Origin of the sequence: Rhizobium sp. RU35A (assembly GCF_900156005.1) — a bacterium.
Lineage (GTDB): Bacteria > Pseudomonadota > Alphaproteobacteria > Rhizobiales > Rhizobiaceae > Neorhizobium > Neorhizobium straminoryzae.
Window position 1 is genome coordinate 181,743 of record NZ_FTMR01000006.1, and the last position, 19,805, is coordinate 201,547.

Sequence of the window (19,805 nt, forward strand, 5' to 3'; positions counted from 1 at the left end):
GACTTGACTTGATCGGCGAGCGCCGATGTCTCTCTCCGATGAAAGCATCGACGTCAAACGGGTGCGACGCTCCGGAGGCTTCGCCCGCCTTCGATGGCGGCACGAATGGCAGCAAGGCCGTCATCATGCCCGCGCAGGAGGGGCAGCGCGGCAGCGATCGCCTCAGCCTCGCAAGCCTCATCGCCGGCCACGACCTTGCCGTCGACAAACGCGGCAAGGTCTGCGGAAATCATCACCGTCACCATCCTGCCCATGGCGAACGCTTCCCGACCGCACCCCGCCATGTTGACGATGTGCGGGCAGCGTCCCATATGCGCCACGACGTGTGAACATGACGCCACCGAAGGAGACATTCCAATGAGTGACCAGATGACAACCCCGCATCCGGCCCTGCAACAGGGACATGTCGCCGTGGTAACCGGCGCCGCATCCGGCATCGGGCTCGCCGCTGCCAAGGCGTTTGCCAGGATGGGGCTCTGCGTCGTGCTCGTCGATCTCGACGGCGACCAGTTGGCCGAGGCAGGCCGCGCCGTGGCCGCCCTCTCTGCCGGCGGAGAGGCCGATGTGGTGGCCATCGGCACCGACGTGTCGCGGCTCGACGAGCTGGAGGCGCTGGAGCGCGCCGTGATCCAGCGCTTCGGCCGCGTACATGTGCTGATGAACAATGCCGGCATCCAGCCGGGCAGCGCACTATTTGGCCCACAGGTGGCCTGGGACAGCGTTCTCGCCGTCAACCTGATGGGCGTGATCCACGGCACCCGCGCCTTCGGTCCCGGCATGATCGCCCATAAGGACCCGGCGCTGATCATCAATACCGGCTCCAAGCAGGGCATCACCACGCCACCCGGCGACCCAGCCTACAATGTCGCCAAGGCGGGCGTGAAAGTGTTTACGGAAGCGCTGCAACACGAACTGCGCAACACCGAAGGCTGCAACGTGTCGGCGCATCTGCTGATCCCCGGCTTCGTCTTCACGGGGCTCACCGCCCATGGGCGCACCGAAAAGCCGGCCGGCGCCTGGACGCCCGAGGAAACGGTGGACTTCATGCTGCGGAGCCTGACGCACGGCGATTTCTACATTCTCTGCCCCGACAACGAGGTGGACCGCAAGACCGACGAGCGGCGCATCGCATGGGCAGCCGGCGACATCATCGAAAACCGCCCGCCGCTGTCGCGCTGGGAACCGGCACACGCGGAAACGGCAAAAGCCTTCATCAGCCAGCGAGACTGATTGGCAAGCCCGGCAAGGCAGGGTAAGTCTCGGCGACCATCATTCGCCGAGGCCTTCCATGGATTTTCTGCCGAGCCTGCCCACCCTCGTGACCTTTACCGGCATGTGCCTGCTGCTGGCCATCACGCCGGGGCCCGACATGACGCTGTCAATCAGCCGGGCTCTGTCGCAGGGGAGCCGCCGGGCGCTTTATGTGGTGGTGGGCACCACGATCGGCGTGATGATCCACACCATGCTGGTGGCCTTTGGCGTGTCCGCGCTGATCACCGCCTCGCCGACCGCCTTCTTCCTGCTGAAGACCGGCGGCGCCGGCTATCTGCTGTTTCTTGCCATCCAGGCGGTGCGGCAGGGTTCGAGCCTGAAGGTGGAAGCGGTCGCGGAACCCTCCGGCTCGGTCTGGGGCAATATCTCGACGGGGCTCTGGGTGAACCTCCTGAACCCCAAGGTCATCATCTTCTTCATGACCTTCCTGCCGCAATTCGTCACCGCCGGCGATCCGGCCGTCACCCACAAGCTGCTCTTCCTCGGCTTCTTTTTCATCATCGTCGGCATGCCGATCAACATCATCGTGATCTTCGCCGCCGACCGGCTGGCCCGCTGGCTGCAGGCCAATCCGAAGGTGCTGCGCGGCATCGACTATACCTTTGCCGGCGTCTTTTCCGTGTTTGCCGTGAAGATCTTCATGACGCAGGCGCGCTGAGGGCAACCAACCCTCAGCATTCGCTCAGGCGAGATCGAGCCCCATCTGCCAGAAATCGGCTTCGAGCCGCGTCGCATCGCGAAAGACGGTGGATAGTGCCGCCATTCGTGCTGCATCGAGCGCCGAAAGCCGTTCATCAAGCCACTGCAGCTCGGAGGCGACGAGCGCCTGATATTCGTCGCCGGCATACATGGCGATCCAGTCGGCGTAAGGATTGCCCTCCAGCACCGTGAAGGGCTGCTGCAGAATCCAACGTGCGATCTCGCCATAGCCGATGATGCAGGGCGCGAGCGCCACATGCAGGTCGACCAGGTCACCGCTCATGCCGGCGTCCAGCACATAGCGGGTATAGGCGAGCGTGGCGCGGGATTCCGACAGGTCTTCAAGCGCCGCCTCGTCGATGCCCCACTGCGCGCAATAGCCCACATGCAGGCCAAGCTCCACCTCGACGATCGCCTTCAGGCTGTCGAGCCCCTGCCGGATCTCGGCAAGCGTGCGGCTCTTGTAGACGGCAAGACCCCAGGCGCGGGCGAACTGGATGAGAAACAGGTAATCCTGCCTGAGATAGTGCCGGAAGGCTGCCTCCGGCAGCGTGCCTTCAGCCAGTTCCCGCACGAAGCGGTGCTGCGTATAGGACTGCCAGTCCGTCGCATTGGCCTCGATCAGACGCGCGAAGGCACCGGACATCGGCTCAGTCGTCCTCACCATGGCCGGCGATCATCATGGCTTCGAAGGCCAGACGCTCGGTCTTACGCATGCGCTCGGATTCCGATTTCAGCTGGCCGCAGGCGGCGAGAATGTCGCGGCCACGCGGCGTGCGGATTGGCGAGGCATAGCCGGCCTGATTGATGAAATCGGCGAACTTCTCGATCGTCGCCCAGTCCGAGCACTGGTAATTGGTGCCCGGCCAGGGGTTGAAGGGAATGAGGTTGATCTTGGCCGGCACGCCCTTCAGGAGCTTCACCAGTTCCTTGGCGTCTTCCAGGCTGTCGTTGACATCCTTCAGCATCACATATTCGAAGGTGATGCGGCGGGCATTCGACAGGCCCGGATAGTTGCGGCAGGCCTCGATCAGCTCCTTCAGCGGATATTTCTTGTTGATCGGCACCAGCATGTCGCGCAGCTCGTCGCGCACCGCATGCAGCGAGATCGCCAGCATCACGCCGATCTCGTCGCCGGTGCGATAGATCTCCGGCACCACGCCGGAGGTGGAGAGCGTGACGCGACGCTTGGAGAGCGACAGGCCGTCGCCATCGGTGGCGATCAGCAGGGCATCCTTGACATGGTCGAAATTGTAGAGCGGCTCGCCCATGCCCATCATCACGATGTTGGTCACCTTGCGCTCGCCGGTCGGCACGAAGGCGCCGGGCGGCGTATCGGTGCCCGGAAAATCGCCGAGGCGATCCCGGGCCAGAAGCAGCTGCGAGAGGATTTCTTCCGCCGTCAGGTTGCGCACCAGCCGCTGGGTGCCGGTATGGCAGAAGGAACAGGTGAGCGAACAGCCGACCTGGCTGGAAATGCACAGCGTTCCGCGGCCTTCTTCGGGAATGTAGACGGTTTCCACCTCGACAGGACGGCCGGCACCGCGCGGCGGAAAGCGCAACAGCCACTTGCGGGTGCCATCGTTGGAGACCTGCTCTTCCACCACTTCCGGGCGGGAAATGGTGAAATGCTGCTTCAGCATCTCGCGCATGTCCTTGGCCACATTGGTCATGGCGTCGAAATCGGACACGCCGCGGATGTAGAGCCAGTGCCAGAGCTGGCTGACACGCATGCGCACCTGCTTTTCCGGCACGCCCTTCTCGACCAGCGCCTTGCCCATCTGCTCGCGGGTGAGACCGATCAGGGAGGGCTTGCCGGACATCAGGTCCGGGCGGGGCACCAGCGGCTGCTTGACGGCAAGACCGGGTACGATGGCATCGGTAACGGACATGTTCGTTTTCCACTCGACGGCTGCGCGTCACGGCGCGTCGCGCCGAAGGCAGTCCGGACTGTCTGGTGTGAAATGCATCGGGCGGCCTGTTGCCCATGGCATGCCATGGCGGAGTTCGACCGCAGTTGCGGCGCCCTTTAGCATCAAATGGCGCGCCCGTCATCAGCAAACGGAAAAAGGCCGGTCATGCCGCCGGCCTTCCTTCGATTCTGGCAGGGGGAGGCCGCGTTGGCGGCCTTACTTGCAGGTTTCGATCTGCTTCAGCGCCTGCGAGAGGCCCGAGAGCGAATAGGAATAGCTGGTGCCGGTGCCACGCACCGACGTCGCCTTCACGGTCATGGTCGAGCCGCCCTTCATAGCGGAGACCAGAGCCGGTTCCTCGGCGGCGTTTTCCACCCAGGCTGCCTTGTCCTTGACGAACATGACGAAGTTCTTCTTGTCGATGGTGACGTTGACCTTCGAATCCGGCTTGAGCGGATAGCCCATCATGGCCTGCGGCTCATAGGAAATGTTCTGGCCCGGACGCTGGGAGACGATGAAGAAGATATCTCCATGGTCCACGCTGGCCGGCTCCTTGGTGGTCGGCATGGACAGCACATAGCAGACAGTGCTGTTGCCGGACTTGTAGGAATAGGCGCCCCAGTTCTTGAACTGGCCGATGAGGTTGGGCGCCTGGGCCGAGGCGAATGCCGTGCTGGCGAGCAAAAGGGTCGACGCGATGGCGATCTGTCTTACAAACATTGTGTCCTGCCAGTTTCTCATTGAACGGCCGACCGGACGGCGCAAGCCGGGCTTGGTCGAAATCCGTTCAATTTTGACTTAATTCTGGTTACCAAATCGTCAACAGAGAGGAATCGTCGGCTGTTTGGCATGCGGACTGGGAAAGGTGCAGGCGAAAAGACCTTTTGACAGGACATGGATCGCAACAGCCCCGGATCGTCGTCCGGAGCTTCAATGATGGGATGAATCGGGCAAGAGTTTGGCCGCCATACGCTCTGAAGCGGCATGCCTTCGCGCACTGCGACCGGAAGAGGGAAAAGATACTGCCACCTCAGCCTGTGGCTGCAGTCCTCGTCGGATCGAGATCGGGATCGTTGGCGAGCGCCCGGTCGGCCGCCTGATAATGCTCGTCCTTGATATGCGCCTGGATCATCCGGAAGGCGGCCGCCAGAACGGCCACGTCATCGGTGAAGCCCACCATCACGAACATGTCCGGGATAAGGTCAAAGGGCAGCACGAAATAGCCGAGTGCCGCAAGAAGCACGCCGCGTACGCGGGTCGGCGTCTGCGGATCGATCGCGCAATAATAGGCGGCCGCGACATCGCGGCTGAAGGGGATGACGCGCAGCGCCTTTTTCAGCGTAGGCCAGAACGAGCGCCGTACCCGGGCCTCCTGACGGGCCTGGGTTTCTTCGTCTCCCGGCATCAGAATTTCCCCGATCTTGACCTCGTCCACGGTCTTCATCCCTTCCACGTTCGGCATGGTGCTGGAACGCATATGGGAAGGCAGCGTTCCCGCGTCAATTGCGGGCGCGGGCGGCCTTGTCCATCAGCCGGGCAAGGCGAAGGTCGCGCTCGGTCAGCCCGCCGCTGTCATGGGTGGTGAGCGTCACGGAAACACGGGAATAGACATTCGACCATTCCGGATGATGGTCCAACTTTTCCGCCGACAGCGCGCATTCGGTCATGAAGGCAAAGGCGGCGCGGAAATCGGCAAACTTGAAGTTTCGCGATATCGAACGTCCGTCCGGCGTCAGTTCCCAGCCCTCAATTTCCGCAAGCGCCGCCTCGATGGCGGCGGGTTCGAGAAGGGGATCACGCACGGTCGCAACTCCCTCAGTAAAGCTGGCTTTCGGCGTGCCGGCTAGCGTCCCGCCAGGCAGAGCGGCTTTCCTGCAGCGGAAACACCTCTTCCGTCAGGTAGGGACCGCCGCCCACCGATTCCTTCGACGACATCAGCACGAAACGCCCGACGGTGAAGGGCGTGGTGTGGAAGTTGCCGCGGCCTGAAAGATAATGCACGACATCGTCCAGACGGGAGGATTTCAGCCGGGCCAGCGTGACATGCGGGGTGAACTTGCGCGGATCCGGCGGCAGGCCGACACGCTGGCAGATCCGCTCGATTTCCGCCTGCAGCGCATTCATCTCCGGCGAGGGAGACACGCCCGCCCAAAGGGAATGAGGCTTCTTCGATCCGAAGGAACCGATGCCGCTGAGGCTGATCTGGAATTCCTCCCGATCGATCCTGTCCAGCCGATTGACGATCTCGTCGGCAGTACGGTTGTCGATATCACCGATGAAGCGCAAGGTAATGTGGTAATTCTCGACGTCGATCCAGCGCGCACCTGGAAGTCCGCCACGCAGCAGGGAGAGGCTCATGGCGGCATTGCGCGGGATTTCGAGGGCGGTGAAAAGTCTCGGCATAGCGAACCTCCTCGAATCTCTTGCGATAGCCGTAGCGGAACACGCATCGGCCTTGCGCGCAAGCACCAATTTTTGCCCTGCACAATCAACCGTCTTTGGGCAGAGCCTTGATGAAGGCCTCCACGGCCGGCAGCGAACGGTCGACCATCACTCCGACACCCTTCTCGTTCGGGTGCATGCCATCCGAGAGTTGCAGCTCCTTGTGCGTCACCACGCCGTCGAGGAAGAAGGGGTAGAGCGGCACGCCATATTTCTGTGCAAGCCGCGGATAGATGCCGTTGAACTTCTCCGCGTAATCGCTGCCCATGTTCGGCGGCGCCATCATGCCGACCAGAAGAACGGGGATCTTGCGTTCCCTGAGGCGCGCCAGCATGGCGTCCAGATTGCTTTCGGTCTGCTCGGGCGGAATGCCGCGCAGCGCGTCATTGGCGCCGAGTTCAAGGATGACGCCATCCGTCCCATCCTCCACGGACCAGTCCAGCCGGGAAAGGCCGCCAGACGTGGTGTCGCCGGATACGCCGGCATTCAGCACAGCCACGTCATGACCGCGCAACTCAAGTGCGCCTTCCAGCTGCGCCGTGTAGGATTGCGAGGGCGACAGCTGGTAGCCCGCCATCAGGCTGTCCCCCATTCCGACGATCTGCAGGGTCTTCGCCTCTGCCGGTACAAGGCCCGCCATCGCAAGCAGGGCAATGACAATCACGTGAAGCCGGGCTGCTTTGAATTTCATGAAATCCATCCCTAGATTGAACAGGTCCGCCGTATTGCGGCAAACGTAGCTTCGAAACAGTTCAGTCGCCAATATAGGATCGTTTGCCGTGGCAAGAACCATCATCACCCTGAAGAAGGCTGATCTGACGCTCGGCAGCGCGGCCGCCGCCGTGCATGTGCTGAAGGGCATCGACCTGATAATTGGCGAAGGTGAGGCCGTTGGCATCGTCGGGCCGTCAGGCTCCGGCAAGTCGACGCTGCTGATGGTGCTTGCCGGTCTCGAGCGGCTGGACAGCGGGGAGATCCACATGCTGGACACGCCGCTGCACACGCTCTCCGAGGATGCGCTGGCGGATTTTCGCGGCCGTAACATCGGCATCGTCTTCCAGTCCTTCCACCTGATCGCCAACATGACGGCGATCGAGAATGTTGCCGTGCCGCTGGAACTGGCAAACGTGCGCAATGCCTTCGATATCGCAAAGCGTGAACTGACGGCGGTGGGCCTTGGCGAGCGTCTGACCCATTATCCGGGCCAGCTCTCCGGCGGCGAGCAGCAGCGGGTGGCGATTGCCCGCGCGCTCGCGCCCTCGCCTGCCGTGCTGATTGCCGACGAGCCGACCGGCAATCTCGACACGGAAACCGGCCGCCAGATCGCCGACCTTCTGTTTGCCAAGCAGAAGGAGCGCGGCATGACGCTGATGCTGGTGACGCATGACACAGCGCTCGCCGCCCGCTGCACCCGGCAGATCCGCGTGCGCTCCGGCGAGATCGCCGCCGACAGCCTGAACAGCGTCAGCCCCGCGGCGGCCTTCGCATGAACGGTGCCGGTTTTCCCCGTATCTCCATCGCCTGGAGGCTCGCGCTGCGCGAGCTGCGCGGCGGGCTGTCCGGTTTCTATATCTTTCTGGCCTGCATCGCGCTCGGCACGGCGGCCATTGCCGCGGTCAATTCCGTCTCGCGCGCCATTACCGGGGCGATCGCAACGCAGGGCCAGTCGCTGCTTGCCGCCGACGCGCGCTTCGAGCTGAACAACCGGGAAGCAACCGCGCAAGAGCGCACCTTCCTCGACACGCTGGGCCAGGTCTCCGTCTCCACGGGGCTTCGCTCCATGGTGCGCCTGCCAAACGGGTCGCAGCAGGCACTGGTCGAGGTGAAGGCCGTCGACGGGGCGTATCCGCTTTATGGCAGCGTGGTGACAGATCCGCAGCGCCCGCTCTCCGACCTGCTTGGCAGAGAGGGTGATGCCTTCGGGGCGGTGGCGGCGCCGCTGCTGCTGGAGCGGCTCGGCATCGAAGCCGGGCAGGAGCTTCTCATCGGCAATGCCCGCATCCGCATCACCGCCGCCTTGGTCACCGAGCCAGATGCGCTGTCTGAAGGGTTCGGCTTTGCACCACGCCTGATGCTGAGCCGCGAGGCACTGATTGCCTCGGGCCTGATCCAGACCGGAAGCCTTGTCGAGCACTCCTACAAGGTGAAGATGCCGGCGCCCCTGTCCCGCGCTGCCCTGACGGAGAAAGCCAACGCTGCCTTTCCGGCCGCGGGCTGGTCGATTCGCACGGCCGACCGTGCCGCGCCGTCGCTGACGGAGAATGTGGAACGCTTCTCGCAATTCCTCACCCTCGTCGGGCTGACAGCGCTGATCGTCGGCGGCGTCGGCGTCGCCAATGCGGTCAGGGCCTTCCTTGACGCCAAGCGAACCACGATCGCGACCTTCAAATGCCTGGGCGCGCCGGCCTTTGTCGTCACGCTGATCTATCTCTTCCAGATCCTGATGATCGGTGCGATCGGCATTGCCATCGGCCTCGTGGTCGGTGCGGCGGCTCCCTTTGCTGCCCTGGGTTTCCTGAAGGATATTCTCCCGCTGCCAAAGGAGACGGCCTTCTACCCGTCCGCGCTCGGCCTTGCCGCGCTGTTTGGCCTGCTCACCACCTTCGCCTTCGCCGTTCTGCCGCTTGGCCATGCACGCGAAGTGCCGGCAACCGCCCTGTTTCGAGAACAGAGCTTCGACCAGAGCCGCCTGCCCTCCTGGCCCTATCTGCTCGCCGCCGGTACGGCACTTGTAGCGCTTGCGGGCCTTGCGATCCTCGCCGCCGAGGACCGCTTCATCGCGGTCGTCTTCCTCGGCGCGGTGGCGGGTGCCTTCGTGCTGCTGCGGTTGGTCGCGGCCGGGATTGCCGCGCTCGCGCGCCGCGCGCCGCGCGTCTCCTCCCCGGCGCTGCGGCTGGCGATCGGCAATATCCACCGGCCGGGCGCGCTCACGCCATCGGTGGTGCTGTCGCTTGGGCTCGGCCTTGCGCTGCTCGTGACACTGTCGCTGATCGACGGCAATCTGCGCCGCCAGCTGACAGGCACGATGATGCAGGAGGCGCCGAACTTCTTCTTCGTCGACATCCAGAGCAGCGAGCGCGAGGGCTTCCTCGACGTGCTGGAGCAGCAGGCCCCGAAAAGCGCGATCACGCAGGTGCCGATGCTGCGCGGTCGCATCATGGCCTTCAACGGCCAGGATGTGGCAAAGATGAACGTGCCGCCCGGCGGGCGCTGGGTGTTGCGGGGCGATCGCGGCATCACCTATGAGACGACGCTGCCCACCAATTCGCGGCTGACGGAAGGGAACTGGTGGCCGGAGAACTACGAGGGCGAGCCGCTCGTCTCGTTTTCGGCGCGCGAAGCGACGGAACTCGGCCTGAAGATCGGCGACACGGTGACGGTCAATGTACTCGGCCGCAACATCACCGCCCGCATCGCCAATTTCCGCGCCATCCAGTGGGAATCGCTGTCGATCAACTTCGTGATGGTGTTCTCGCCGAACACCTTCCGCGGCGCGCCGCATGCCTGGCTTGCAACGCTGAGCGATGCCTCGCTGACCCCGCAGCAGGAAGGCGCGATCCTGCGGGCCGTCACCAATGCCTATCCGACGATTACCAGCGTGCGGGTAAAGGACGCGCTCGACATGGCCGAAGGCCTGCTCGGGCAGCTGGCGACGGCGATGCGGGCGGCGGCGGCCGTCGCGCTGATCGCCTCCGTCCTCGTGCTGTCGGGGGCGCTCGCGTCGGGCAACCGGGCCCGCACCCATGATGCGGTGATCCTCAAGACGCTGGGCGGCACCCGCGCCATGCTGATGCGCGCCTTCAGCTACGAATACATGATCCTTGGCGCCGCCACCGCCATCTTCGCGCTTCTGGCGGGCGGCCTCTCCGCCTGGTTCGTCGTCAGCCGCATCATGCGCCTGCAATCGACCTTCCTGCCGGACGTGGCGGCGGCGACGCTGATCGGCGCGCTGGTACTGACGGTCGGCATCGGGCTTGCCGGCACATGGCGGGTGCTGGGCCAGAAGGCCGCACCGGTGCTGCGGGAACTCTAGGAGCAATCGAGGGTTGTCGAAGGCGGCGCCGGATTAAATCTTCGTCACTTTCGCGAATCGGAGCTGATTCGGGTTCCCGCCACTTGAACGCACGGGCGGGACAGCGCATATTTCAGGCATGCTTGCTGAGGCTCCGCAGCGGCGCCAGGGTTTCAAAGGCCCGACACCGTAGCAACACCGGAGCTTTGAGAGGACGATATGTCTGAACGTTACAACTTCCAGAGCCGTGCCCAATCGGCCGCAATGATTGACGAAGGCCTTCGCAGCTACATGCTGAAGGTCTACAACCTGATGGCGCTTGGTCTGGTCATCACCGGCCTGGCAGCCTTCGGCACCTGGCAGCTTGCCGTCGCAGACGGCCATCTGACGCCGTTCGGCGTGGCGCTCTACACGAGCCCGCTGAAGTGGCTTGTGATGTTCGCTCCGCTGGGAATGGTCTTCTTCCTCAGCTACCGCATCAACAGGATGAGCGTGTCAGCGGCGCAGACCACCTTCTGGATCTATGCCGCGCTGATGGGCCTGTCGCTGTCCTCGGTCTTCCTCGTCTTCACCGGCCAGAGCATCGTGCAGACTTTCTTCGTGACGGCCGCCTCGTTCGGCGCCCTGTCGCTCTACGGCTACACGACGAAGCGTGACCTGACGGCCATGGGCTCGTTCATGATCATGGGTCTGTTCGGCCTGATCATCGCCTCGATCGTCAACATCTTCCTGGCCTCCTCGGCCGTCGCCTTCGCCATCTCGGTGCTGGGCGTGCTGATCTTCGCCGGCCTCACCGCCTATGACACGCAGAAGATCAAGGAAATGTATTTCGATGGCGACGATGCCGCCGTGATGGGCCGCAAGGCGATCATGGGTGCGCTGACGCTCTATCTCGACTTCGTCAACCTGTTCATGTTCCTGCTGCAGTTCCTGGGCAACCGCAACAATTAAGCGGCCCGAACGGAAATCGGTTCGACACCAGACGGAAAGGCGGTCCTTCGGGGCCGCCTTTTTTCATGGCGCGTGAGGTCCGGCTGGGAGCGTTCAGCCGATCACCGTGACCATGGTGCCCGACCGCAGATGCGGCAGCAGACGGCGCATGTCGCGGAGACTGACGGCAATGCAGCCGGCCGTCGGCTCATAGCCGGGGCGGATCAGGTGAAAGAAGATCGCCGAACCGCGGTTGCGGCGGCGCTCCGTCACGTTCCAGTCCAGCACCAGGCAGATGTCGTAGAGGCCGTCGGTGCGGGAAAGCACCTCATGGCTCGGCACGAAAGGGATTCGGACGGGCCGGTTGTAGGACGGATGGCCGGGATCGTCGCACCACAGCATGTCCTTGCGGATGCGTCTGAAGGGCAGCGCCGTCGGCGGCAAGCGCAGGCGATCGCCCCGGACAAAGCCGTAAAGCAGCCGCATGGTGGCGATCGGCGTGGCACCATCGCCCTCCCGTTTGCGAGCGGTTGTTCCAGAACGGCCGAGCGCTGCTGGCACCGTCAATGGGCCGATGCTCACGAAACCGCGAGCGCGATTTGATGGCGCGGTGCGAACAACCAGCGCATTTCCCTTGCGAAGGGGGTTTATCCCACCCATTTCTCACACACATTGTTGCTTTCGACAGGAATTCGTTTGAAGTGATAGCACAATGTCACGTGCAACGAAGCGCCTCTCCGCCATTGGCGGACGGGCCAACGGAAAGGCAAAGACGGCATGGCAGCCCGCACCATTCTGCTGGTGGATGACGATGACGACCTGCGCGAGACGCTGGTGGAACAGCTTTCCCTCTATGAGGAATTTGCGCTGGTGCAGGAAGCGAATGCCACGCGTGCCATGGCAACCGCGAAATCCCGCCAGATCGACCTGCTGATCATGGATGTCGGCCTGCCGGACATGGACGGCCGCGAGGCCGTGAAGCTGCTGCGCAAGGCGGGCTTCAAGGCGCCCATCATCATGCTGACCGGCCACGATACGGATTCCGACACGATCCTCGGTCTGGAAGCCGGCGCCAACGACTATATCACAAAGCCCTTCCGCTTCGCCGTGCTTCTGGCGCGCATCCGCGCCCAGTTGCGCCAGTACGAGCAGAGCGAGGACGCCACCTTCACGGTCGGCCCCTACCTGTTCAAGCCGAGCCAGAAGCTCTTGACCACCGAGGACGGCAAGAAGATCCGGCTGACGGAAAAGGAAGCGGCGATCATCCGCTATCTCTACCGCGCCGGCCAGAAGGTGGTGACGCGCGACGTGCTGCTGGAAGAGGTCTGGGGCTACAATTCCGGTGTGACGACCCATACGCTGGAAACCCATGTCTATCGCCTGCGGCAGAAGATCGAGCGCGATCCGTCCAATGCGGAGATCCTCGTCACTGAAAACGGTGGCTACAAGATCGTTCCCTGACCGGAAGGACAGCCCATGGCGCTCAGCGACGACATTCGCCTTCTCTCCGAAGTGCCCCTCTTCCAGGGGCTCGATGAAGACCAGTTGCGGCTGGTCGCCTTCGGGGCGGAGCGGCGCAATGTCAGCAAGGGTCAGGAACTGTTTCGCGAACGCTCGCCCGCCGAATGCGCCTTCGTGGTGGCGCGCGGGCGTATCGATCTCTACACCGAGGGCCGCGACGGCATTGCGGACCTCAGCCGCTCGGTCGGTCCGGGTACTCTCCTCTCCGAGCTTGCGCTGGTGACCATGGTGGAGCGAAAATTCACCGCGATCGCTGCAGAGGATGGCGAGGTTCTGCGTATCGCCCGCACGCTGTTCCACCGGCTGCTGGAGGAATATCCGTCGGTGGCCGCCGTCTTGCAGGAGCGGATCCGGCAGAACCTTGCGCGGCTTGCGGCAGAGGCGCTGGCGCAGCAGCATCGCTTTGCCTGAAGGGCCGAACCGGCCCCTTTGTACGAGGTTGCCCGGCATGCGCCGAGCGCACTGGAAATGCCGGCATTTTTCCGCCATATAGCCCGAAACGACGGACATCGGTCCGAAAGGTGGCTTTCCATGGTACAGACGGTCGAATTCGCGAAGATGAACGGGCTTGGCAACAAGATCCTCGTCGTGGATATGCGCGGCCGTTCCGACCGGGTGACGCCCGAGGCCGCGATTGCGCTGGCAGCCGATCCCGAGACCGCCTTCGACCAGATCATGGCGATCCACGATCCGAAGATCGCCGGTACCGACGCCTATATCGACATCGTCAATTGCGACGGCACGCGCGCCCAGGCCTGCGGCAACGGCACGCGCTGCGTGGTGCAGGCGCTTGCCGCCGAGACCGGACGGAGAACCTTCACCTTCCAGACGCTGGCCGGTATCCTGACGGCAGAAGATCATGCCGACGGCACGATCTCCGTCGACATGGGCAAGCCCGTGTTCCAGTGGGACAAGATCCCGCTGTCGGAGGAGTTTGCCGATACCAGCCGCATCGAGCTGCAGATCGGCCCGATCGACGCCCCCGTGCTGCATTCGCCCGCGGTAATGTCCATGGGCAATCCGCATGCGGTCTTCTGGGTGGATCGCGACCCGATGAGCTTCGATCTCGGCCGCTTCGGCCCGCTTCTCGAAAACCACCCGATGTTTCCGGAAAAGGCCAATATCACGCTGGCCCAGGTGATCTCGCCGACCGAAATGGTGACGCGCACCTGGGAGCGCGGCGCGGGTCTGACGCTCGCCTGCGGTTCCGCCGCCTGCTCCGCCGGCGTCTCCGGCGCACGGACAGGGCGCACCGGCCGCACGGTCACCATCACCGTCGCCTCCAGCCCCAATCGCGGCAAGCTGACGATCGAGTGGCGCGCCGACGACCATGTGATCATGACCGGCCCGGCCGAATGGGAATGGTCCGGCCGTCTCGACCCCACGACCGGCCGCTTCGCGCGCGACCCGGAGGCCGCCGAGGCCATGGTCCCGTGAGCGGCGTCGAGGTCATCACCTTCGGCTGCCGGCTCAACACCTATGAATCCGAGGTCATGCGGGCGGAGGCCGAAAAGGCGGGGCTGAACAATGCCATCCTCGTCAACACCTGCGCGGTGACCGGCGAAGCCGTGCGCCAGGCGCGGCAGGCGATCCGCCGGGCGCGGCGGGAAAACCCGCATGCCCGCATCATCGTGACCGGCTGCGCGGCCCAGACCGAAGCCGGCACGTTCGGCGCGATGCCGGAGGTGGATGCGGTTCTCGGCAATGAGGAAAAGCTGAAAAGCGCCGCCTATCGCGCCCTGCCGGATTTCGGTGTCTCGGCGGAAGAGAAGCTGCGCGTCAACGACATCATGAGCGTGAAGGCTACGGCGCCGCAGATGGTGCGCCACATCGATGGCCATGTGCGCGCCTTCATCCAGGTGCAGAACGGCTGCGATCACCGCTGCACCTTCTGCATCATTCCCTATGGTCGCGGCAATTCCCGCTCCGTGCCGATGGGCGCTGTGGTGGAGCAGGCCCGCAGGCTTGTCGCCGAAGGCTACCGCGAAATCGTGCTGACGGGCGTCGATGCCACAAGCTACGGCGCGGACCTGCCGGGCCAGCCGACGCTCGGACTGCTGGCAAAGACGCTTCTGAAGCAGGTGCCGGACATCGAACGCCTGCGCCTCTCCTCCATCGACAGCATCGAGGCGGACCGTCATCTGCTCGACCTCATCGCCGAGGAGGCGCGCTTCATGCCGCATCTGCACCTGTCGCTGCAGCATGGCGACGACATGATCCTGAAGCGCATGAAACGGCGGCATGCGAGCGCCGACGCGCTGGCCTTCGTGGAGCAGGTGCGCCGGCTGCGGCCGGAAACGAGTTTCGGCGCCGACATGATCGCCGGTTTCCCGACCGAGACCGAGGAAATGTTTTCCAATGCCGTGCGGCATGCGCAAGACTGCGGTCTCTCCTTCCTGCACGTCTTTCCCTACAGCCCGCGACCCGGCACGCCGGCGGCGCGCATGCCGCAGCTCGACCGCGCGCTCGTCAAGGAACGGGCAGCACGGCTGCGCGCCACGGGCGAGCAGTTGACCGCGGCCCATCTCGACCGGATGGTCGGCACGCGCCAGACCCTTCTGGTGGAAATGAGCGGCTTCGGCCATACCGAGAATTTTTCGCTGGTCGCGGCACCCGGTTTGACGCCGCGCGATCTGGTGCCGGTCACCATTACCGGCCACAATGGCAAACATCTGACAATGCAGGTTGCCGCTGCCTGTGCAGCGTGACGGAACGGATCATTCATGGCGCTGGGTTTCATCAAAAAAGTCTTCTCGTTCGGCAAGGACAAGCCGGCCACGGAAGACGACAAGGCACCGGAAGGTCTGACGGTCGAGGAACAGGCAGCAATCGCCGCCGAGGCCGAACCGCATGCCCGCAGCGAGGATCTGCCGGTCTCGCCGGTCGATCCGGTCTCGCTTGCCGAAATGGAAACGGCCGGCGGCCCGGCGGATGACGATGCGGATGACGCCGCCGATCTGCTGACGGCAGCCGCAGCCCCCGGCGATCTAAGCATGGTGCCGCTGGCGCTGCTGGAGGCGGAGTCCGGGGTTTCCTCCCCTGCCCTGCCGGGCATCCCCCCCACAGATGGGGGGACCGACACGCCTTTGACGGATCAATCCCCATCGGACGCTTTCTCCGAGGACACGGCACTTCATTCCGTCCCGGCGCCAGACACTGAGAACACGACAGACCCGTCGAGGCAGGAGGATGCCGCAGCAGTCCCCCCCCTTGTGGGGGGGATGCCCGGCAGGGCAAGGGGGGACTTCACCAATCCCGCCGACCCTGCCCTTCCCAAGGGTTTTGTCACGCGCAAAGTGGAAGAGCCGGTGGTGGAGGCAGCGCCGCAGCCAAAACTCTCCTGGTTCCAGAAGCTGCGGCAGGGCCTGTCGCGGACGTCAGCGCAGCTGACCGGACAGATCGCCGCCCTCTTCACCAAGCGCAAGCTGGACGAGGCCACGCTGGAGGAGCTGGAAGACCTGCTGATCCAGGCCGATCTCGGTGTCGAGACCGCGATGCGGATCACCGACACGCTCTCGTCCGAGCGCTACGGCAAGGACGTGACGGGCGAGGACGTCTCGCGCATCATGGCGACGGAGATCACCAAGGTGCTGACACCGGTGGCGAAACCGCTGGAACTCGATCTCTCGCACAAGCCGCATGTCATCCTCGTCGTCGGCGTGAACGGCACCGGCAAGACGACGACGATCGGCAAGCTGGCGGCAAAGCTTTCCGGCTCCGGCCTCAAGGTGATGCTGGCAGCGGGCGACACCTTCCGTGCCGCGGCCATCGAGCAGCTGAAGATCTGGGCCGACCGCACGAACTCGGAATTCATCGGCACCAGGCTCGGCGCCGATGCCGCTGGCCTTGCCTATGACGCCTTCGAACAGGCGCGGGCGAAGAAATGCGACGTGCTGATCATCGATACCGCCGGCCGCCTTCAGAACAAGGCGGAACTGATGGCGGAGCTGGAAAAGATCGTCCGCGTGCTCGACAAGCTCGATCCGGATGCGCCGCACACGGTGCTGCAGACGCTGGACGCCACGACCGGCCAGAACGCCATGAACCAGGTGGAGATCTTCCGCAACGTGGCGGGCGTCGGCGGCCTGATCATGACCAAGCTCGACGGCACGGCGCGCGGCGGCATTCTGGTGGCGATTGCTGCCAAGCACAAGCTGCCGGTCTATTTCATCGGCGTCGGCGAAGGGATCGACGATCTCGAACCCTTCGAAGCCGGTGATTTTGCCCGCGCCATTGCCGGCCTGACGCATTGATGCCACAGATGGCGGGTTTGCATCGCAAACAGCCCAACGGAAGATGAAGACGATCCATGCAGAGCCTTGAAAGCGACACGACGCCGACCCGCCAGGAGAAGCAGCACCCGGGCCTTAAGCTTGCGCTGGAGATCGGGCCGCTGCTCGTCTTCTTCTTCGGCAATCTGCGCGGCGAGTGGCTGGTCCAGAAATTCCCCGCGCTCTCGGCGCTCGGCGGCCCGCTTCTGGTAGCGACCGGCCTGTTCATGGCGGCGACCGTGCTGTCGCTGGTCGTCTCCAAGATCGTGTTCCGCCACCTGCCGGTGATGCCCTTCGTCTCCGGCATCGTGGTGCTGATCTTCGGCGGCCTGTCGATCTGGCTGCAGGACGAGGTCTTCATCAAGATGAAGCCCACCATCGTCAACACGCTGTTCGGCGTGACGCTGCTCGTCGGCCTGGCGCTTGGCAAATCGCTGCTCGGCTATGTCTTCAACGCTGCCTTCCAGCTGACCGACGAGGGCTGGAAGAAGCTGACGCTACGCTGGGGCCTCTTCTTCCTGTTTCTCGCCGTGCTGAACGAAGTCGTCTGGCGCAATTTCTCCGATGCGGCCTGGGTGAACTTCAAGGTCTGGGGCACGATGCCGATCACGATTGCCTTCACGCTGGCGCAGATGCCGCTGATCATGAAGCACTCGCTGGAGCAACCGTCCGAGGACGGCAAGTGACGCTGGCGAAGGCTTCGCCTTCCCGCTCCCACGCCTTCTGGCTTTCGGTCGCCCTGATCCTTCTCACCGTCCAGATTGTCTCCGAACATCTGATGGGTCGGGTATGGATCTGCACCTGCGGTACCATCAAACTGTTCGAGCCGGGCGTGAACACGCCGGGCAATTCACAGCACATGGCCGACTGGTACACGCCCTCGCACATCATCCATGGCTTCCTGTTCTATGGCCTCGGCTGGCTGGTGCTGCGCAAGGCAGACCTTCCCAAACGGCTGGCGCTCGCCACCCTGATCGAGGCGGGCTGGGAGCTTCTGGAAAACTCGCCGATCATCATCAACCGCTACCGCTCCGCCACCATGGCGATCGGCTACGAGGGCGACAGCATCCTCAACTCGGCGATGGACACCCTCTTCATGGCGCTCGGCTTCCTGTTTGCGGCGCGCGCCCCGATCTGGCTGACGGTCGCCATCGCGCTTGCCTTCGAACTGCTGACCGGTCTTCTCATTCGCGACAACCTGACGCTTAACGTGCTGATGCTGATCTGGCCGGTGGAGGCGATCAAGGCCTGGCAGGCAGGCGTGTAACGCCCTTTACGCGGCTTCGCCGAGCTCTGGAATGTTCGCCAGTTCGCTACCGAGTTCGGCGCTCTGCTTCTTGAGATCGTAGTTTGACTGAAGGTTAAGCCAGAGTTCGGGCGTCGTCCGGAAGAATTTGGCAAGCCGCAGCGCCGTATCCGCGCTGATGCCGATCTTCTCCGCCACAATAATGCGCTCGATGCGCGTCCGCGGAACCCTCAACGTCTTGGCCAGCGCATAAGCGGACATGCCCAGGGGTTCGAGATACAGATCTCTCAGAATCTCGCCCGAATGAATGGCTGGCGCCTTACTGAGCGTCATCTCGTATCTCCCGCCTGTCTCCACCGTCTTCAGTGGTCATCGACGATCTCGACCTCTTCCGCATCGCCGTCTTTCCAAATGAAACAGATCCGCCATTGAGCGTTGACGCGCACCGAATGCTGGCCTTAGCGGTCACCCGATAGCTTTTCGAGGCGATTGCCAGGCGGGGACCGAAGATCCTCCAGAGATCATGCCGCATCGATGAGGGTCAACAACTGCTGTGCACGACGAACAAGCTCGGCTGGAAAACCCTTTCCAATGGTTCCTGCATCGACGGCTTCGGCTCTTTTATCCCGGAACGACCGGATCATTCGCCGCCTCCATTGTTCGTATCCCACAGTGATACGCAGAGGAAGACAAGGGAAAGCAGGCCGCGTCTCAGCTTGACGGTTTGGCCAGGGCCTTCGCGATCGCCGGCAGCAGATCCTGCGTCACGCTGCGCTCGTCGAACGGGCCGACACGCTTGTAGAGAATGGTACCGTCGGTGCCGACCAGATAGCTTTCCGGAATACCGTAGACGCCCCAGTCGATCGCCGCCTTGCCGTTCGGATCGACGCCGATCGCCCGATAGGGATTGCCGAGTTCGCCGAGGAAACGCAGGGCGTTGTCGTTGCGGTCCTTGTAGTTGATGCCGACGATGGTGAGGCGCGGATCGGTGGCCAGTTGCTTCAGCAGCGGATGCTCCTGCCGGCAGGGCACGCACCAGGAGGCAAACACGTTGACGAGCGTGAGCTTGCCGCGAATGGCGGCATCGGTCAGCGCCGGTGTAGCGGACCCTTCCAGCGGCGGCAGTGCAAGGGAGGGGGCGGGCTTGCCGATCAGCGCGGAGGGAATGGCCGCGACATCCAGCCCGTTGACATCCTGGTCATAGAGCATCTTGCCGGCAATCGCGGCAAAGCCCGCAAACACCAGAAGCGGGATCAGCACCAGCACCCGGATCGCGCGACGGCGGGGAACGGCGTCCGGTCCGACCTCGCCGCTCACGACGCCGTCTTTCCGGTCGATGCAGAGGCCGGAGCGGCAGAGCGGCGGCGCAGGCCGGCCGCCTCCAGTTCCGCCAGTTCCCGGCGACGGGCGCGGCCATCGGCGACGGTCCAGATCACCAGAGCAAGGATCACGACGGCCGCAACGCCATAGGAGGCCAGAACATAGAAGGCATGGGTCAT

At 63.8% G+C, this 19,805-nt stretch carries 24 protein-coding genes and 1 pseudogene; 13 read left to right on the forward strand and 12 right to left on the reverse strand.

Translation table 11 applies throughout. The annotated features are described in order from the left end of the window. Positions 1-38 precede the first annotated feature (38 nt). The 3 genes from F3H95_RS15075 to F3H95_RS15085 are packed head-to-tail and all read left to right on the forward strand — an operon-like array spanning position 39 to position 1,930. Positions 39-329, forward strand: coding sequence for a hypothetical protein (locus F3H95_RS15075; RefSeq protein WP_149746604.1), 291 nt, complete (start codon positions 39-41; stop codon positions 327-329). A gap of 40 nt (positions 330-369) precedes the next feature. After that, positions 370-1,230: an SDR family NAD(P)-dependent oxidoreductase gene (locus F3H95_RS15080; protein ID WP_149746720.1), complete on the forward strand. Its 861-nt coding sequence runs from the start codon at positions 370-372 to the stop codon at positions 1,228-1,230. Positions 1,231-1,288: 58 nt separating this feature from the next. After that, entirely contained in the window at positions 1,289-1,930 is a 642-nt protein-coding gene (locus F3H95_RS15085) for a LysE family translocator (protein ID WP_143126206.1), read from the forward strand. Positions 1,931-1,954: 24 nt separating this feature from the next. Here F3H95_RS15085 and tenA read toward each other — a convergent pair whose 3' ends face one another. From tenA to F3H95_RS15120, 7 genes are all read right to left on the reverse strand, one after another. Then, positions 1,955-2,638 carry a thiaminase II gene (gene tenA, locus F3H95_RS15090; RefSeq protein ID WP_149746605.1) on the reverse strand — a complete coding sequence of 228 codons (684 nt, stop codon included), beginning with the start codon at positions 2,636-2,638 and terminating at the stop codon, positions 1,955-1,957. Further along, entirely contained in the window at positions 2,622-3,863 is a 1,242-nt protein-coding gene (gene rlmN / locus F3H95_RS15095) for a 23S rRNA (adenine(2503)-C(2))-methyltransferase RlmN (protein ID WP_185969880.1), read from the reverse strand. The genes tenA and rlmN overlap by 17 nt, the downstream gene beginning before the upstream one ends. 237 nt (positions 3,864-4,100) lie before the next feature. Next, positions 4,101-4,604: an invasion associated locus B family protein gene (locus F3H95_RS15100; protein WP_143126208.1), complete on the reverse strand. Its 504-nt coding sequence runs from the start codon at positions 4,602-4,604 to the stop codon at positions 4,101-4,103. Positions 4,605-4,914: 310 nt separating this feature from the next. Continuing rightward, complete coding sequence (locus tag F3H95_RS15105; RefSeq protein ID WP_143126371.1) at positions 4,915-5,319, reverse strand: YkvA family protein; 405 nt, start codon at positions 5,317-5,319, stop codon at positions 4,915-4,917. Positions 5,320-5,383: 64 nt separating this feature from the next. Continuing rightward, positions 5,384-5,686: a 4a-hydroxytetrahydrobiopterin dehydratase gene (locus F3H95_RS15110; protein ID WP_149746606.1), complete on the reverse strand. Its 303-nt coding sequence runs from the start codon at positions 5,684-5,686 to the stop codon at positions 5,384-5,386. 13 nt (positions 5,687-5,699) lie between these two features. Then, positions 5,700-6,287: an RNA 2',3'-cyclic phosphodiesterase gene (gene thpR, locus F3H95_RS15115; protein ID WP_149746607.1), complete on the reverse strand. Its 588-nt coding sequence runs from the start codon at positions 6,285-6,287 to the stop codon at positions 5,700-5,702. An 85-nt stretch (positions 6,288-6,372) separates the two neighbouring features. Further along, the gene (locus tag F3H95_RS15120; RefSeq protein ID WP_149746608.1) at positions 6,373-7,017 is read right to left on the reverse strand and encodes an arylesterase; all 645 of its coding nucleotides are present in this window, start codon (positions 7,015-7,017) and stop codon (positions 6,373-6,375) included. Between the two features lie 88 nt (positions 7,018-7,105). Between F3H95_RS15120 and F3H95_RS15125 the strand changes: the two genes are divergently transcribed. From F3H95_RS15125 to F3H95_RS15135, 3 genes are all read left to right on the forward strand, one after another. After that, positions 7,106-7,816, forward strand: coding sequence for an ABC transporter ATP-binding protein (locus F3H95_RS15125; RefSeq protein ID WP_149746609.1), 711 nt, complete (start codon positions 7,106-7,108; stop codon positions 7,814-7,816). After that, a complete protein-coding gene (locus F3H95_RS15130; RefSeq protein WP_149746610.1) occupies positions 7,813-10,359 on the forward strand; it encodes an ABC transporter permease in 2,547 nt (848 codons plus the stop codon). Before F3H95_RS15125 ends, F3H95_RS15130 begins: the two co-directional genes overlap by 4 nt. Before the next feature lie 198 nt (positions 10,360-10,557). After that, positions 10,558-11,289 (forward strand): Bax inhibitor-1/YccA family protein, encoded by a 732-nt coding sequence (locus tag F3H95_RS15135; RefSeq protein ID WP_149746611.1) that lies wholly within the window; start codon positions 10,558-10,560, stop codon positions 11,287-11,289. Between the two features lie 93 nt (positions 11,290-11,382). Here the strand turns inward: F3H95_RS15135 and F3H95_RS15140 are convergent, their stop codons facing one another. Then, complete coding sequence (locus F3H95_RS15140; RefSeq protein WP_149746612.1) at positions 11,383-11,928, reverse strand: L,D-transpeptidase family protein; 546 nt, start codon at positions 11,926-11,928, stop codon at positions 11,383-11,385. A 117-nt stretch (positions 11,929-12,045) separates the two neighbouring features. On the opposite strand from F3H95_RS15140, the gene F3H95_RS15145 reads away from it, so the two are divergent. The 7 genes from F3H95_RS15145 (at position 12,046) to F3H95_RS15175 (ending at position 18,327) form a co-directional block, all read left to right on the forward strand. Continuing rightward, positions 12,046-12,729 (forward strand): response regulator transcription factor, encoded by a 684-nt coding sequence (locus F3H95_RS15145; protein WP_143126216.1) that lies wholly within the window; start codon positions 12,046-12,048, stop codon positions 12,727-12,729. 15 nt (positions 12,730-12,744) lie between these two features. Beyond that, positions 12,745-13,200, forward strand: a complete 456-nt coding sequence (locus F3H95_RS15150; protein WP_143126217.1) for a cyclic nucleotide-binding domain-containing protein — start codon at positions 12,745-12,747, stop codon at positions 13,198-13,200. A 120-nt stretch (positions 13,201-13,320) separates the two neighbouring features. Next, positions 13,321-14,226: a diaminopimelate epimerase gene (gene dapF, locus F3H95_RS15155; RefSeq protein ID WP_149746613.1), complete on the forward strand. Its 906-nt coding sequence runs from the start codon at positions 13,321-13,323 to the stop codon at positions 14,224-14,226. Next, positions 14,223-15,497 carry a tRNA (N(6)-L-threonylcarbamoyladenosine(37)-C(2))-methylthiotransferase MtaB gene (gene mtaB / locus F3H95_RS15160; protein WP_149746614.1) on the forward strand — a complete coding sequence of 425 codons (1,275 nt, stop codon included), beginning with the start codon at positions 14,223-14,225 and terminating at the stop codon, positions 15,495-15,497. Before dapF ends, mtaB begins: the two co-directional genes overlap by 4 nt. Before the next feature lie 15 nt (positions 15,498-15,512). Next, complete coding sequence (gene ftsY, locus F3H95_RS15165; RefSeq protein ID WP_149746615.1) at positions 15,513-17,042, forward strand: signal recognition particle-docking protein FtsY; 1,530 nt, start codon at positions 15,513-15,515, stop codon at positions 17,040-17,042. 56 nt (positions 17,043-17,098) lie between these two features. Next, positions 17,099-17,746 (forward strand): septation protein A, encoded by a 648-nt coding sequence (locus F3H95_RS15170; RefSeq protein ID WP_143126221.1) that lies wholly within the window; start codon positions 17,099-17,101, stop codon positions 17,744-17,746. Then, the gene (locus tag F3H95_RS15175) at positions 17,743-18,327 is read left to right on the forward strand and encodes a DUF2585 domain-containing protein (RefSeq protein ID WP_149746616.1); all 585 of its coding nucleotides are present in this window, start codon (positions 17,743-17,745) and stop codon (positions 18,325-18,327) included. The genes F3H95_RS15170 and F3H95_RS15175 overlap by 4 nt, the downstream gene beginning before the upstream one ends. A gap of 6 nt (positions 18,328-18,333) precedes the next feature. Here the strand turns inward: F3H95_RS15175 and F3H95_RS15180 are convergent, their stop codons facing one another. From F3H95_RS15180 to ccmD, 4 genes and pseudogenes are all read right to left on the reverse strand, one after another. Continuing rightward, entirely contained in the window at positions 18,334-18,639 is a 306-nt protein-coding gene (locus F3H95_RS15180; protein WP_149746617.1) for a HigA family addiction module antitoxin, read from the reverse strand. A gap of 29 nt (positions 18,640-18,668) precedes the next feature. Then, a pseudogene (locus tag F3H95_RS15185) lies at positions 18,669-18,950 on the reverse strand (type II toxin-antitoxin system RelE/ParE family toxin). A 67-nt stretch (positions 18,951-19,017) separates the two neighbouring features. Next, complete coding sequence (locus F3H95_RS15190) at positions 19,018-19,623, reverse strand: DsbE family thiol:disulfide interchange protein (protein ID WP_149746618.1); 606 nt, start codon at positions 19,621-19,623, stop codon at positions 19,018-19,020. Further along, the gene (ccmD, locus tag F3H95_RS15195) at positions 19,620-19,805 is read right to left on the reverse strand and encodes a heme exporter protein CcmD (RefSeq protein WP_143126225.1); all 186 of its coding nucleotides are present in this window, start codon (positions 19,803-19,805) and stop codon (positions 19,620-19,622) included. The genes F3H95_RS15190 and ccmD overlap by 4 nt, the downstream gene beginning before the upstream one ends.

Coding starts and splice junctions, on each gene's coding strand:
- ccmD (WP_143126225.1), bottom strand. CDS start 19,805: ATGACCCATGCCTTCTATGTTCTGGCCTCCTATGGCGTTGCGGCCGTC.
- F3H95_RS15170 (WP_143126221.1), top strand. CDS start 17,099: ATGCAGAGCCTTGAAAGCGACACGACGCCGACCCGCCAGGAGAAGCAG.
- tenA (WP_149746605.1), bottom strand. CDS start 2,638: ATGGTGAGGACGACTGAGCCGATGTCCGGTGCCTTCGCGCGTCTGATC.
- F3H95_RS15075 (WP_149746604.1), top strand. CDS start 39: ATGAAAGCATCGACGTCAAACGGGTGCGACGCTCCGGAGGCTTCGCCC.
- F3H95_RS15135 (WP_149746611.1), top strand. CDS start 10,558: ATGTCTGAACGTTACAACTTCCAGAGCCGTGCCCAATCGGCCGCAATG.
- F3H95_RS15085 (WP_143126206.1), top strand. CDS start 1,289: ATGGATTTTCTGCCGAGCCTGCCCACCCTCGTGACCTTTACCGGCATG.
- F3H95_RS15100 (WP_143126208.1), bottom strand. CDS start 4,604: ATGTTTGTAAGACAGATCGCCATCGCGTCGACCCTTTTGCTCGCCAGC.
- F3H95_RS15140 (WP_149746612.1), bottom strand. CDS start 11,928: ATGGGTGGGATAAACCCCCTTCGCAAGGGAAATGCGCTGGTTGTTCGC.
- F3H95_RS15150 (WP_143126217.1), top strand. CDS start 12,745: ATGGCGCTCAGCGACGACATTCGCCTTCTCTCCGAAGTGCCCCTCTTC.
- F3H95_RS15180 (WP_149746617.1), bottom strand. CDS start 18,639: ATGACGCTCAGTAAGGCGCCAGCCATTCATTCGGGCGAGATTCTGAGA.
- rlmN (WP_185969880.1), bottom strand. CDS start 3,863: ATGTCCGTTACCGATGCCATCGTACCCGGTCTTGCCGTCAAGCAGCCG.
- dapF (WP_149746613.1), top strand. CDS start 13,321: ATGGTACAGACGGTCGAATTCGCGAAGATGAACGGGCTTGGCAACAAG.
- thpR (WP_149746607.1), bottom strand. CDS start 6,287: ATGCCGAGACTTTTCACCGCCCTCGAAATCCCGCGCAATGCCGCCATG.
- F3H95_RS15145 (WP_143126216.1), top strand. CDS start 12,046: ATGGCAGCCCGCACCATTCTGCTGGTGGATGACGATGACGACCTGCGC.
- ftsY (WP_149746615.1), top strand. CDS start 15,513: ATGGCGCTGGGTTTCATCAAAAAAGTCTTCTCGTTCGGCAAGGACAAG.
- F3H95_RS15120 (WP_149746608.1), bottom strand. CDS start 7,017: ATGAAATTCAAAGCAGCCCGGCTTCACGTGATTGTCATTGCCCTGCTT.
- F3H95_RS15130 (WP_149746610.1), top strand. CDS start 7,813: ATGAACGGTGCCGGTTTTCCCCGTATCTCCATCGCCTGGAGGCTCGCG.
- F3H95_RS15080 (WP_149746720.1), top strand. CDS start 370: ATGACAACCCCGCATCCGGCCCTGCAACAGGGACATGTCGCCGTGGTA.